Origin of the sequence: Neisseria sp. HMSC074B07, assembly GCF_001810355.1 — a bacterium.
In the GTDB taxonomy this organism is placed as follows: domain Bacteria; phylum Pseudomonadota; class Gammaproteobacteria; order Burkholderiales; family Neisseriaceae; genus Neisseria.
In genome coordinates this window covers 1049-15193 of the sequence record NZ_KV800919.1, presented here as the reverse complement: position 1 = coordinate 15193, position 14145 = coordinate 1049, and the positions used below count along the sequence as shown (strand labels likewise).

Sequence of the window (14145 nt, the reverse complement as noted above, 5' to 3'; positions counted from 1 at the left end):
TACTGGTTTAAAGTTAATCCACTATATTTTTTTCGTAGCGTCGCCATGCCTGTTCGTGGAAATAGAAAACGACGGTGTTGGCAAGCGGCTCGACCAGCGCGACTGCGCTTGAAATGCTGATGCTGCCGGTCAAAATATAGGCAACGCCGAACGCGGTGGCGAAATGTAAAATGGCAAAGGTCATGGTTTTAATCATGATGGTTTCCTGATATGGTGATGTCTGTATGATTCGGATAATAACTATTCTCAAATACGCCGTATATTTTGAATATTTTATTCAAAATTAGTTTATTTAAATCATTATTTTATTTTTGATAGGTGAAATATGAATCCACTGTGCATTGCCGTTCTCGACCGCGACACGCTTGCCGACCGTCCGTTTGACTTTGATTTTCCGCATACTTTAAGCAGCTATGGTTCGACTGAGGCGCATCAGACCGCCGAGCGCATACGGGGCGCGGACATCATCATTACCAACAAAGTCGTGATTTCCGCCGAACACATCGCCGCCAACCCGCAGCTCAAACTGATTGCGCTAGCCGCGACGGGCGTCAACAATGTTGACCTTGCTGCCGCCAAGCAAGCGGGCGTGAGCGTGTGCAACATCCGCGCTTACGGCAATGAATCCGTGGCGGAACACGCGTTTATGATGATGATTACCCTGATGCGCAACCTGCCTGCCTATCAGCGAGACGTTGCAGCAGGCTTGTGGGAAAACTCGCCGTTTTTCTGCCACCTCGGCGCACCGATGCGCGATTTAAACGGTAAAACACTGGCGATTTTCGGTCGCGGCAACATCGGACAGACGCTGGCAACTTATGCACAGGCGTTCAAAATGAAGGTCGTGTTTGTCGAACACAAACACGCCGAAACCGTCCGCGACGGCTACGTTTCCTTTGACGAAGCCGTCCGCACTGCCGACGCGCTGTCGCTGCATTGCCCGCTCACGCCGGAAACGGCAAATATGATAGGCGAAGCCGAATTGCAGCAGATGAAGCCCAGCGCCGTCATCATCAACTGTGGACGCGGCGGACTGGTGGACGAACACGCGCTCATCGCCGCCTTGAAATACGGGCAAATCGGCGGGGCAGGTTTTGACGTGTTAACACAAGAGCCGCCGCGCGACGGCAACCCTCTGCTGAAAGCCCGACTGCCCAACCTCATTGTCACGCCACACATTGCATGGGCAAGCCAAGAGGCCGCCAACCGTCTGTTTGACATCCTTGTGGACAACATCAACCGCTTCGTCGCGGGCAATCCGCAGAATTTGGTTTGACGCTGACAATCCTAGCCCTGTTGATAATTTTGTGAACAATTTAGAAGGTCGTCTGAAAATTTTCAGACGACCTTTTGTATATTGATATTTTTCAATAGATTAGGTTTGATTTGATTAAATTGGAGCGGGGTTCGGATTGTGGATAAGTTGTGAGCAATCCGTGGATTTTATTAAAAACCGATGTTTTGAAACGGCAAAGGTCGTCTGAAACCTGAATCTTGGTTTTCAGACGACCTTTCGCATATGGATAAGGTTTAATCTTATTTGCCGATGCAGAAACGCGAGAAAATCACGCCCAGCAAATCGTCAGCGGTGAATTCGCCGGTGATTTCGCTGCACGCGTTTTGGGCGAGGCGCAGGTGTTCGGCGAAAAGCTCGATTTGGTTGTTGCCGCAAAGGGCGGCGTTTTCCAGCTCGGCTTCGGCTTCGTGCAAGGCGTTGAGGTGGCGGCTGCGGGCGAGGAACAGGCTTTCGCTTTCGCCCTGCCAGCCGACTTCTTGTAAGAGCGCGTGTTTGAGCAAGTCGAGGCCGGCGCCGGTTTTGGCGGACAGGCTGATGACGGTGTCCGCGCCGGTTTGCGCGAGGCCGTCTGAACGGACGGCGACGGGTTCGCCGGTCAGGTCGGCTTTGTTGTGGATTTCGATTTTTTTCAAACCTTCGGGCAGGCTGTTCAAAATGGCTTGGGTTTTGGCGTTCACGCCTTCGCGCGGGTCAATCAGAATCAGGGCGACATCGGCTTCGGAGACGGCTTTGCGGCTGCGCTCGATGCCGATTTGTTCGACCACGTCGTCGGTTTCGCGCAGGCCGGCGGTGTCGATGATGTGGACGGGCACGCCGTCGAGGGTGATTTGTTCGCGCACGGTGTCGCGGGTGGTGCCGGCGATGTCGGTTACGATGGCGATGTCGTCGCCCGCCAAGGCGTTGAGCAGGCTGGATTTGCCGACGTTGGGCGCGCCGACGAGGACGACGTTCATGCCTTCGCGCAAAATCGCGCCTTGTTCCGCGCTGGCGAGGACGGTTTTCAGACGACCTTGCAGAGCTTGGAGCTTGCCGCGCGCGTCGGCGGCTTCGAGAAAATCGATATCTTCTTCGGGGAAGTCCAGCGTGGCTTCAACCAGCATCCGCAGGGTAATAAGGTCGTCCACCAGCTCGTGTATGTGTTGGGAAAACGCGCCTTTGAGCGAACGCAACGCCATGCGTGCGGCGGATTTGCTGGAGGCGTCGATGAGGTCGGCGACGCTTTCGGCTTGGGCAAGGTCGAGTTTGTTGTTGAGGAAGGCGCGTTTGGTAAATTCGCCCGGCTCCGCCATGCGCGCACCCAGTTCGAGACAGCGCGAGAGCAGCATGTCCATTACGACGGGGCCACCGTGTCCCTGCAATTCAATCACATCTTCGCCGGTGAAGCTGGCGGGGGCGGAGAAGTAGAGCAGGATGCCGTTGTCTATCGGCTGTCCGTCGCCGCCGAGAAAGTCGGTGTAAAGCGCGGTGCGCGGTTTGGGCGTTTTGCCGCCGCTGAGGGTTTGCGCCAAGGGCAGCAGGTTTTTACCGGAAAGACGGATCACGCCGACGCCGCCGCGTCCGGGTGCGGTGGCGATGGCGGCGATGGTAGGTTGGGATGCGGACATGGCTGGCTCGTATCGGAAACTGGGTGAGCGGTATTATAGCAAAGGGTTTCTAAAATCTTTGAACTTGCTATTGATATTAAGTGAGAATAGCAAGATAGACGTATAAGCAATTAGTAACACATATCAAATAAAACAATTTCATATGGTATTGCATATAAAAAGCTCATGAAGTAATATCTTCAATTATGAATACTAAGCCCCAAACCATTTTTTCGGACTTGATAGGTCAAATTAGGGATATGCGCAGCAAAACGTGCATTCGACCATTTGATTTGACTCGTGCAAAAAGAGATGCAGAGAAATTATTAAAAACACACGCTCCTCATCAAGGTTATTTATGTTTAGCAGAACTTGCAGTCTTTGAAGATGCACCTCTACAAACTCGTCTGAAAAGTGTGGAAGAATACTTGAATAAAGCTTCTCGTTTGCCACATGATACTCGTAATTATTATATAACTTATTGTAATTGTTTAGTTAGACTTGGTGAGCGCAAGTCTGCTTATTCAGTTCTTGATAAGTATGTTGATATTTTGGAGGATGACATTGAAGCTTTGAGAGGATGTTTTGAGTACACTAGGTTTACTGGTCAAATCTCTTTATCTGAAAAAGTTATAAATAAACTGAATAAACTAGGAAAAGATATGACTAAGGAAGCTGAGGAAATAAAAAGAATTAAAACAGTAATTAATGAATCATATCTAAAAGAACTATTAGTATATGCTGGGGAGGTTCTGCGTAGTTACAGCTTAATTAATGATGGCTTAAATTTGGATTGTAGCTATGCTGAGGATGAAATTTTCTACGAATTAACAGTGCTGGCTGACTCAGATGAAGACAAAGTTGCTTCTTGTGATATTGAGTTGAGTCGTTTAAAGATTAAATTTGCTCGCGAAAAAGGGATTAATCTTAGCCGTTTCGTGTTGGGTTGTGCTGTAAGGGGTATAGATTAATGATTACTGCGCTGGATTTCTTAGATTTTGCGGATAGTTTATGTCAAAGTAGTGACAGTGAAACAGATGATAGAGTATGTATCAGTAGAGCTTACTATGCAGCCATGCATCATGCTCTAGAAAACGCAATAAATAACGGTTATCAGCGAGATACGTATGATGCAGGGGGAACACATAATAATTTGATTTTCTATTATGAAAGACAGGCTGATGATGATAATTCACTTATTGTGGATTTATTAAGAAAACTAAAAAAAGCTCGATCTCGAGCAGATTACGAGTTAGTTGAATCAATTTATTCAAGTCATGCAAAGACTGCAATTAAGCAGGCTAAAGAGATATTCTCCCTTATTTGATAAGAATCCAAATCATAAAAGGTCGTCTGAAACCCGGTAAACGGTTTTCAGACGACCTTTCTATCTTTTTCTTCGATGAGCCGGAAGGATTAACGTTTTTTCTTGGCGTTTTTCTTTTCGGCGGCGGCAAGGCGCATGGCGACGAATTCGACCATCAGTTCTTTTTTCGTCCAGAAGAAGTTTTTCATTTTTTCCAGAGAATAGATTTTGCGTACCATCATGGGCAGGCCGGCATGGATGATGGCGGCGACTTCGCCGTTGCGGGTTTCGTCCGCCATGGCGGTTTTGAGGTCGGTCTGGTTGGCGGCGAGGTAGTCGCCGAGTTGTTTTTGAACGCTGGTGCTGATTTCAAATTGCTTAATCATGTTTTCTTTCCGTTTTGTGTTTGTTCCGCGAGGTATGGCGGCTATTAGTTTTAATTACATGCGCATTTTAACAAAGTTTAATCTTATTGCATATCGACTGTGCGAAATTATGACGTAATTTACAATTTTTCGGGCGTAAAACAGACAGTCGTTGATATAAAGAAAACAGCCGCTGCGGTTTGGCGGGTAAAATACGCGTTTTCGAGCGTGAGGTCGTCTGAAAATGTATTTGTGGTTTAAGCTCTTGCATGTGTTTTTTGTGATTTCGTGGTTTGCCGGTCTGTTTTACCTGCCGCGTATTTTTGTGAATCTGGCGCAGGTCGAAGCGGCGGAGCAGCCGGTGGAATATGAGCGGCTCTCGGCGATGTCGCGGCGGCTGTATAAGTTTATGTCGCCGTTGGGATTCGGGACGCTGGTGTGCGGCATTTTGATTCCGTTTGTTACGGGTTGGTGGGGGCAAGGCTGGCTGCATGTAAAGCTTTTGATGGGCCTGCTGCTTTTGGCTTATCAATTTTATTGCGGCGCGCTGCTGCGCGGCTTTGAGGAAAAACGCAATACGCATTCGCACAAGTGGTACAGGGTGTTTAACGAAGTGCCCGTATTGATGATGGTTGTTGCTTTGTATATGGTGGTGTTCAAGCCGTTTTGATGTGTTTGTAAAACCTGTTTTCAGACGACCTTCTTTTATATTGGAATCAAACAGATGACTATTGAAATCGAACGCCGCTTCCTGTTGAAAAACGATGATTGGAAGCGCGAAGCCTCTGCGCCGCAGGTGTTGCAGCAGGGCTATTTGAGCGTGGAAAAAGAGCGCACCATCCGCGTGCGCATTATTGACGACAAGGCTTGGCTGACTTTGAAAGGCTATATTTCGGATGTCAGCCGCAGCGAGTTTGAATACGAAATTCCTTTGGCGCACGCGCAGCAGATGATGGAGACGATGTGTCCGTTTAAGATGGAAAAACACCGTTATCGGGTGGAGTTTAAAGGTTTTGTGTTTGAAATCGACGAGTATTTCGGCGACAACGAGCCTTTGGTGGTGGCGGAACTTGAGCTGCCTGCGGAAGATACGCCCTTTGAAAAACCGGACTGGCTGGGCGCGGAGATTACGTCGGAAGGAAAATTTACCAATGCGTATTTGAGCAAACATCCTTATTCGACTTGGTAGGCGGGTTGGGGAACAACGGCACGCCGCTGATACTGGTCGCGGATTGTAGCGTGGGCTTTGCCCGCGGAAAATGGCTTGGACGATTGTCCGGTTCGGGATTTGATCGGCAGATTCGCGGGCGAAGCCCACGCTACGGTTGGCTTAATTTAATTCGCTATATCGGCTGTTTGAAAATCACAAAGGTCGTCTGAAAACCGGTTTTCAGACGACCTTTGTGATTTTATTGATTCATCGCATCGCTGGCGGACGGTTTGACGGCAAACCGCCTGTTTTCGTTTATCGGATGCGGGTGTAATGGACGAATGCGTAACCTGTGCCGTTGGCAGAAGTGTGGGTTTCGCGGGCTGCTTCGCGCCATTCTGACGGCGAAAATTCAGGGAAAAACGCATCGCCTTGTACGCTCAATGCCACTTCGGTAATCCGTAAATCGCTGGCGAGCGGCAGGGCTTGGGCATAGATTTGTGCGCCGCCCATGATGGTGATTTCTTCCACAGCCGCACATAATGCCAACGCTTCTTCAAGGCTGCCGACGGTTTCCGCGCCTTCCGCTGTATAACCTGCCTGACGGCTGATGACGATATTGCGGCGTCCGGGCAGCGGCTTGCGGGGTAGGGATTCCCAAGTTTTCCGCCCCATCACGACGGGTTTGTTGAGGGTATAGGATTTGAAAAATGCGAAGTCCTCGGGCAAGTGCCAAGGCATGGTGTTGTTGATGCCTATGCAACGGTCGGGTGCGCAGGCGGCAATAAGGGTGATTTTCTGCATGGGATAGTCTTTTGATTGATAAGTAGATGTATTGTAAACGATATGTAAACGCCGGTGTTCAAAACGAGGCGTAAAAACCATATGGCAATGAATGATGACTATTATTTTAGAATATAGTGTTTAGTTTCAAAATAATGTTCAAAACTATTAATATATAGACAAAAATTTACATACCGTTTATCATTAAAATAGACCGCTTAGATGGTCCTTTATTTATTTGAGATTTTGCATTGTTTGATGCACAAGGGAGCAGTGTATGACAGGCTCTTATGCCTTATATCGTTGCGCGGTATTGTCCACGTCGAGTGGCTCTTTGTCGGGCATACTTGATCGGGACAGCCCGATTCAGATTCTGCATCTGAATGTATTTATGGAACAACAAGAGTTCGCTGACGGACTGGAAATCAGCAATGAAGAATATTGCAATTGGCGCCGCGAGCATTTGGACAGCGATGTTTCTACAACACCGCCGTCGTCTGAAGATTTATTGAGGACTTTTCAATATTTGGTCGGTCAAGGTTATCACGAAGCCATTGTGACGACGTTGAGCCACAAATTAAGTGATTCTGCCGATATGGTGCGTCAAGTTGCCGAACAGGTTCCGCAATTAAAAGTCCATGTCGTCGATACAGGGACATGCTGTATGCCTGAAGGCTTTTTTGCTTTGGAAGCAGACCGCCTGTTGCGCGAAGGAAAAAATCCGACTGAAATCGTTGCCTATCTGGAAAAATTAAAAGAACGTTGCAACATCATTTTCGGACTGTCCACAATCAAATCCCTTGTCGGCAGCGGCACGATGGCAAGATTGGGCGCTTCGTTGTGCGACTGGTTGGGGCTGCGCGCCGTATTGCGCTTTTCGCAAGATCAGTTGTGCCGGGTCGAATCCACTTCCGATGACGAAAAAATGTTTGATGCCATCATCGACCAAGTGTTGAAACTGATGCAAGGCAAAAACAGGGAACAATTTATCCTCGGCGGTCTTTATACGGGTGAACGCGACCGGTATCAAATATTTGCAGAACGCTTCTTCAAGCGGACAGGTATCCGTTTGGATGACGGCGTCCCCGTATCGCCGGTGGTGGCGGTGCACGTCGGCATCTGCGGCGTCGGCGTCGGCATGGTCGAAAAACTCGAAGCGGCGGCATAAGGAGCAACACCGATCTGCCTGCATTCCTGATGTTTATTAAGCGGCAATTCAACATTGTGTAAATTAAAAAAGGTCGTCTGAAACTCCGATTCAGGTTTCAGACGACCTTTTTTGTCTGAGGTAACGGCTTATTGCTGCTTCGCCGCCCATTCCGCAGGCGTGGCGGCAACGGAAATCGACAGCGCGTGCAATTCGTTACTTGCCAATTGCGCTTTCAGACCGTCTTTGATCAGGCGGTGGCGGGCAAGGCGGGCTTTGCCTTCAAACTCGGAAGAGACAATGACGGCGAAGAAGTGATGTCCGTCACCTTCGACTTCGACGTGTTCGCAAGCGGCGACGCCTTCAATCAGCGATTTGACTTGTTCTGGGGTAAGCATTTGTATTCCTTGTTTCAAAAACATTGCGGCATTATACAGAATAATGCCGTCAAACATCGCCAACTTGCTGAGGATGTATCTGAAACATTATTCATTAATATTAAATCAACATGAGATTTATAGAGGTCGTCTGAAACATTTTCAGACGACCTCTTTGCTTATTTTTGGATGTCGGATACTTAAAAATATCATTTTTTCAGTACGTATGAATCCGGGTAAAAGGGTTTTGGCATATAAATTGCTTTCAGATAAAAGATAAAGTTTCACTTTGATTGCAAAATAAAGTTAAGAAAATAGAAGTCATCAAAGATAAGCGGATAGATAAATAGCCAAAAGGTCGATAAATCAGTTTTTGGAGATTGTTATCTGAGGTATAGATAAATCCTGAAATTTGTTTGAAAGTGACAATATACGTCATATCCGTTGAATAAATTTTGTAATCAAAATATCAGTATCAAATACGATATTTTCATTTTTGGTTATTGGATTGGATGTTTGAAAAGCAGGTTATTCTAGCAATTCAATAATATATTAAATTTATTTGTTTAACATTTTAAATCAGAGAGTCAGCATGAATAAAATCTATCGTGTCGTATGGAACGAAACCACACAGACGTGGAACGCGGTGGCGGAATTCGCCAAAGCGCATGGGAAAACGGCTTCATCAGGCATAGGCGGCATCGTTGCCTCCGTAGGCGTGCGCTTCGCGTTTACCGCCATCATGTCCGGCCTGCTGCTTGCCAGCGGTCAAGCCGTCGCGACAGTAGAAAATAACGGCAAAACCCTTGCCAATGGCACAGTTTTATCTGCAGCCGCCGATGGTACTGATTACAACACCTGTTATTTCGATACCGTCAGCTACAACGTGGTCTGTGGTGATGATACTACGAAGGCGTTAGATTTCATTCCTCAAACCGGTGGGCAACCCCCAAAACAAGGTAAATCTGTCGCCATCGGACAAGGAGCCCAAACCAGCGGAGAAAGTAATGTTGCCATCGGTCCGAAAACGGTTACTGCCAACACAGGCTCTATTGCCATCGGCGTGGCGGCAAGTGCCAATCACAACCAATCTATCGCTATGGGACAGGAGGCATCAGCAAAAGGTGAAGCCGATGTCAGTATTGGAAAATTGGCAGGCGATACCGTTTCTTCCGACGGCCGCAATATTTCCATTGGCGAGAGCGCGCTGAAAGGCGGCTCGGGAGTCAATAATGTCATCGCCATCGGTTCGTCGGCAGGCATTAATTCCAATAGTAGTCATTCGGTTTATATCGGAACCGGTGCGACCGGTATGGATCCCAAAAATATTTCCATCGGATATCAGGCGAACACCAAAAGCGGCAGTATTGCAGTTGGTGACAACTCAAATGCGCAGGGCAGTTCGTCCGTTGCCATCGGTACCAAATCCGTTGTAACCGATGTAGCATCTAATGGCGTTGCCATTGGTTTCAATTCCACTACTTCGGGATTGAGTGCTGTCGCTATCGGTGGTTCAAGTTCTACCGGTAAAGGTGCCAATGCATCGGGACCTGCCAGCCTGGCAATAATGGGTACCGCCGTCGCTTCTGCACCGCGTGCCATATCCATAGGCGAATTTACGGTCGGATCAGGAGCTTATGGTATTGCCATCGGCGGTAAAGCAAATGCACAGGGTACTTCTTCCATCGCGATTGGCGGCAGTCAGGCGCAAGACAAAGGAGCGACTGCTGCGGGTCATTTCTCAACCGCTATCGGTTATGGTGCCAAGACAGTCAATCAGGATACCACTGCCGTCGGTAAAAACAGCACGGCAAACGGTCTGCGCGCCACAGCCTTCGGTGTAGACAGCAATGCAGGTGCTGAAAACGCCTTGGCTGCTGGTCCGCAAACCACCGCTTCTGCCAAAGGCGCGATTGCCGTCGGTTTTGCCACTCAGGCAACCGGTTTGAGCAGCATCGCAGTCGGTAAGGAAGCCATTGCTACTACAGAGACTTCTACTTCGCTCGGTCAAAACAGCAAAGCGACTGCCAACAACGCCGTTGCCATCGGTAACAAAGCCGTAGCAGCAGGTACGGGCAATATCGTAGTGGGTACGAACGCGGGCGTATACGACGATGCCGTTTCCGCAGGACGCAAGGTCGGCGCGGACACCGTCTATATCGGCGCGGACAGCGGTCGCAATGCCTATACCAATGAACGTCAAATATCCATCGGTAAAGGTACGGGCAACAACGCTACCGGCGTGGACAACATCGCCCTCGGTCTAAGTTCCGGTGCATTTGTGGTTGGCACGAACAACGTTGCCATCGGTAAGGAAGCAGGCATGGGTACGGATGCCCAAAAACTGAGCGTCACTTCCACCGTCGCCATCGGTGAAGCTGCAAAAGGCAGCTTCAGCAACACCGTCGCCATCGGTAAAACGGCCTTGGCAGAAAAAGAATCCGCAGTTGCCGTCGGTATGGTTTCCAAAGCCAGCGGCGACAATTCCGTTGCCATCGGTAAGACTGCCAATGCCAGCGCACACGAAACCGTAGCCATCGGTCACGAGACTGTTGCCGGAGCCGTTTCTTCCGTCGCGGTGGGTCAGCGTGCCAACGCATCGGGCAGTGAGGCGGTTGCATTGGGTATCGATTCCAACGCTTCCGGTAAGTTTGCTGTTGCCATCGGTAACATGGCGAAGGTAACCGACAGCAAGCTCAACGGCATTGCCATCGGCAGCAATGCTGTCGCTTCAGAAGACTATGCAATGGCGATGGGTCTTGACACCCAAGCAACGGGCAACAGCTCGATTGCCTTTGGTAATACTGCGAAAGCGCTTGGGAAAGAAGCTGTTGCCTTTGGTCATTTGGCAACTGCCGCAAAAAACAATACCCTCGCGTTTGGTGTTTCTTCCAATTCTGCAGAAGTCGGTGCAGTAACTTTGGGTGCATATACCAAAGCTGATGCTGTTACGGGAACTGCATTGGGTTATTCTGCTCATGCGGTTAATGAAAATGACGTTGCTTTGGGCGGCGGTAGCTTGACCGAAGCACACCACAGTGGCGATTACACACTGAACGGTAACTACACAGCTGCCGGTACATGGTCTTACGGTACGGTTTCCGTCGGTAAAGTCGATGCAACTACCCCTGCCAACAACTTTACCCGTCAAATTCAAAACGTCTCTGCGGGTGTTATCAGCGCAACCAGCACCGACGCCATCAACGGCAGCCAGCTTTATGCGACCAATTCTTACCTGCTCAACTTGGGTAACAACGTCAAAAACGCCTTGGGCGGTAAAACTGCAATCGACGGTGAGGGCAACCTAACCCTGAACGATTTGGGCGGCACAGGCAAAGCCAATGTTCACGACGCTTTGGAAGCGATGAACAACAAAATCAACCAATTGGGTGGCGGCTTGGGTGGCGGCAGTTCCAGCCATTTTTACAGCGTTCAGACGGCCTCAAATACCCGAGGCAACTACAACAATGACGGCGCAACCGGACTGGATGCCTTGGCGGCAGGTGCGGACGCGCAGGCGGCGGGCGAATTTGCCGTAGCGGTCGGTACAGGCGCGCAGGCGGCGATTTCCAACTCTATCGCCATCGGTAGAAACGCTACCGTCAATGCAGACACCGCATCCGATGTTAAGGTTCACGGTTTGACCAAAGGAGAAGGCTCCGTCGCCATCGGCTCAAACACCAAGGCCAGCGGCACCAACGCCACAGCCGTCGGCCAATCATCCAATGCTTACGGTCAAAACTCTTTAGCAGCCGGTCAATCATCCAATGCATTAGGTAAATCCAGCGTAGCGCTTGGTGACGGTGCAAACGCCACCCAAGACTCCGCCACAGCACTCGGTCCATATAGCCAGTCCACAGCGGCAGGTGCGACCGCGTTGGGTTTCAATACCCGCGCGACTGCTTTCGGTACCGTCGCAGCAGGACGGAACAGCAAAGCCGTTGCCAATAATGCCGTAGCAATGGGTAACGAAGCAGATGCGCAAAGAGAGGATACCATCGCCATCGGCTACAATGCCCAAGCCACGCAAAACCGTGCCGTAGCTTTCGGTAAAAACGCCAAAGCTACCGCAGGTGATACCGTTGCCTTCGGTGATGCGGCAAAAGCATCCGTCGGCAATGCCATTGCCTTCGGTAAAAACGCCAATGCCGCTCATGCAGACTCCATCGCATTGGGTGCCAATTCCGCGACTGAAGCAGCCGTTCAGACGACCTCTGCCACCGTTGGCAGCCTGACCTTCGGCAACTTCGCAGGTAACACCCCTGAGTCCACACTCAGCATTGGTACGGCAGGCAAAGAGCGTACGATTACCAACGTCGCCGCAGGCCGCATCAGCGACAGCAGCACCGACGCAGTGAACGGCAGCCAGCTTTATGCGACTCAAAACGTCATGAACAACATCGGTAAGAGCGCAGTCAGCGTATTGGGCGGTAATGCAGCCATTGCGAATGACGGCACCATTACGATGACTAACATCGGCGGTACGGGTGCATCCACCATTGAAGGCGCAATTTCAGCCATCAACAACGCCTCTTACAAGTCGTTCAAGCTGAATACGGCTAAAACCAGCGGCACCAACGGCGAAGCCAACAACCACTCGCTGAAAGAAATTACCAACGGTTCGACCATCACGTTGGAAGCGGGTAAAAACATTGTGTTGAACCAAAACGAGTCCACCGTCAGCATCAATACTGCCGATGCGCCCGAGTTTGCCGGCAAAATCACCGCCAAAGGCGGACTGGATATGTCCAACACCAAGATTACCAATCTGGGTAAGGGCGAACAGCCGACCGATGCGGTTAACCTGAGCCAGTTGACCGATGCCATCAACAATGTCCACGTTACTACCCTGACGGCGGTTACCAACGAAGCGCCGTTCGCGTATGTTTCCGCAGACGGCAGAATCCTGAAGCGCAACGTAACAGTTGACGGTTCAGGCGCAAAACAGGTTTCCTTTGTTTACGCTGACGATACAAGTACGCCATATAACGGCGCAGTAACCATTGCCGCGCTGAACCCGACCGATCCGCAAACCACCGTTCCGACTCAAGTCGGCAACGTTGCTGCAGGTAAGGGACAAAATGATGCGGTAAACGTATCCCAACTGGACAAAGTTGCCCAAGCTTTGGGTACTTCCGTCAACAACGCGACAGGCGAAATCGCCGCGCCGAAATACTCTGTAATTTCCGGCAGCCCGGCGACTTCAGGCGTAGCTGATTACAACAATGTCGGCGATGCATTGACTGCCTTGAGCAATGCCGTTCGTGCACCTTTGACTTTTGCAGGCGACAGCGGTACGCCTTCAACCCGCCAATTGGGCAGCACTGTCACCGTTAAAGGCGGTGAGGCAGATGAAGCTAAACTGTCCGCTAACAACATCGGCGTGGTTTCAGACGACATCAACGGCACGCTCAACGTCAAACTTGCCAAAGATTTGCAAGGTTTGAATAGCGCGCGGTTCGATGCCGACGGCAGCTCCACAACCATCAATGGCGGCAACGTTACCTTGGTTGGAAAAGACGGTGAAGTAAACGCTTCAACAGCCGAAGGCAATACTTTAACCGACCAGGACGGCAATACCACCAAATCCATTGCCGGTATTACCGAATTGACCGATGAGGCTGGCAATACCAACTTGCTGAACGCCAAAGGCATCGAATTGAGCAATACCGACGGCGGCCACAGTGCGTTCAAAGCCGACGGCAGCAGCATTTCCGATAAAAACGGCAACAAAGTCGATACTACGGCAACCGGTATTACGTTGACTTCGGCAGCAAACGGCGGCAAACAAGCCGTCAGCCTGACTCAAAACGGCTTGAACAACGGCGGCAACAAGATTACTAAGGTTGCCAAAGGTACGGACGATACCGACGCCGTCAACGTTGCCCAGTTGAACGAACAACTCGCCGCCACTGAAAAAACCACCACCGTCGTCGCCGGTAAGAACGTTACCGTCAGCAAAAAAGTGGACGGCAACAACACCGAGTACACCGTTAACGCCGACAAGACCACCCTCAGCCAAGCGGCCAATGGTGCGGTTAAAGTCAGCGAAGGTGCGAAAGACGCCGACGGTGTTACCGATTACGCCCTCGACTTGACCGATGAAGCCAAAGCCGACATCGCCAAAGGCGTCGCGG

The 14145-nt window shown here is 50.1% G+C and carries 12 protein-coding genes; 7 read left to right on the top strand and 5 right to left on the bottom strand.

Annotation, left to right across the window (positions count from 1 at the left end; genetic code table 11):
• Positions 1–13: 13 nt before the first annotated feature.
• The gene (locus HMPREF2726_RS03545; protein ID WP_070602205.1) at positions 14–196 is read right to left on the bottom strand and encodes a DUF2061 domain-containing protein; all 183 of its coding nucleotides are present in this window, start codon (positions 194–196) and stop codon (positions 14–16) included.
• A gap of 129 nt (positions 197–325) precedes the next feature.
• Here HMPREF2726_RS03545 and HMPREF2726_RS03540 point away from each other — a divergent pair, with 129 nt between their 5' ends.
• Entirely contained in the window at positions 326–1276 is a 951-nt protein-coding gene (locus tag HMPREF2726_RS03540) for a D-2-hydroxyacid dehydrogenase (RefSeq protein ID WP_070602203.1), read from the top strand.
• Positions 1277–1536: 260 nt separating this feature from the next.
• On the opposite strand, the gene mnmE is transcribed toward HMPREF2726_RS03540, so the two are convergent.
• Positions 1537–2901, bottom strand: coding sequence for a tRNA uridine-5-carboxymethylaminomethyl(34) synthesis GTPase MnmE (gene mnmE, locus HMPREF2726_RS03535; RefSeq protein WP_070602201.1), 1365 nt, complete (start codon positions 2899–2901; stop codon positions 1537–1539).
• 185 nt (positions 2902–3086) lie between these two features.
• On the opposite strand from mnmE, the gene HMPREF2726_RS03530 reads away from it, so the two are divergent.
• Complete coding sequence (locus HMPREF2726_RS03530; protein WP_036529566.1) at positions 3087–3851, top strand: hypothetical protein; 765 nt, start codon at positions 3087–3089, stop codon at positions 3849–3851.
• Positions 3851–4207, top strand: coding sequence for a hypothetical protein (locus tag HMPREF2726_RS03525; protein ID WP_036529568.1), 357 nt, complete (start codon positions 3851–3853; stop codon positions 4205–4207). Before HMPREF2726_RS03530 ends, HMPREF2726_RS03525 begins: the two co-directional genes overlap by 1 nt.
• Positions 4208–4296: 89 nt before the next feature.
• Here HMPREF2726_RS03525 and HMPREF2726_RS03520 read toward each other — a convergent pair whose 3' ends face one another.
• The gene (locus HMPREF2726_RS03520; RefSeq protein WP_003762327.1) at positions 4297–4572 is read right to left on the bottom strand and encodes a hypothetical protein; all 276 of its coding nucleotides are present in this window, start codon (positions 4570–4572) and stop codon (positions 4297–4299) included.
• A gap of 223 nt (positions 4573–4795) precedes the next feature.
• On the opposite strand from HMPREF2726_RS03520, the gene HMPREF2726_RS03515 reads away from it, so the two are divergent.
• Positions 4796–5221 (top strand): CopD family protein, encoded by a 426-nt coding sequence (locus HMPREF2726_RS03515; protein ID WP_070515038.1) that lies wholly within the window; start codon positions 4796–4798, stop codon positions 5219–5221.
• Between the two features lie 54 nt (positions 5222–5275).
• The gene (locus tag HMPREF2726_RS03510) at positions 5276–5740 is read left to right on the top strand and encodes a CYTH domain-containing protein (RefSeq protein WP_070515042.1); all 465 of its coding nucleotides are present in this window, start codon (positions 5276–5278) and stop codon (positions 5738–5740) included.
• A 276-nt stretch (positions 5741–6016) separates the two neighbouring features.
• On the opposite strand, the gene HMPREF2726_RS03505 is transcribed toward HMPREF2726_RS03510, so the two are convergent.
• Positions 6017–6505 carry a dihydrofolate reductase gene (locus HMPREF2726_RS03505; RefSeq protein WP_070515044.1) on the bottom strand — a complete coding sequence of 163 codons (489 nt, stop codon included), beginning with the start codon at positions 6503–6505 and terminating at the stop codon, positions 6017–6019.
• A gap of 256 nt (positions 6506–6761) precedes the next feature.
• On the opposite strand from HMPREF2726_RS03505, the gene HMPREF2726_RS03500 reads away from it, so the two are divergent.
• Positions 6762–7652: a DegV family protein gene (locus tag HMPREF2726_RS03500; protein WP_070515046.1), complete on the top strand. Its 891-nt coding sequence runs from the start codon at positions 6762–6764 to the stop codon at positions 7650–7652.
• A gap of 128 nt (positions 7653–7780) precedes the next feature.
• Here HMPREF2726_RS03500 and HMPREF2726_RS03495 read toward each other — a convergent pair whose 3' ends face one another.
• Positions 7781–8029 (bottom strand): BolA family protein, encoded by a 249-nt coding sequence (locus tag HMPREF2726_RS03495; RefSeq protein WP_029609441.1) that lies wholly within the window; start codon positions 8027–8029, stop codon positions 7781–7783.
• Positions 8030–8600: 571 nt separating this feature from the next.
• Here HMPREF2726_RS03495 and HMPREF2726_RS03490 point away from each other — a divergent pair.
• Positions 8601–14145: ESPR-type extended signal peptide-containing protein (locus HMPREF2726_RS03490; RefSeq protein ID WP_070602199.1), on the top strand; the 5545-nt coding region annotated here is incomplete at its 3' end.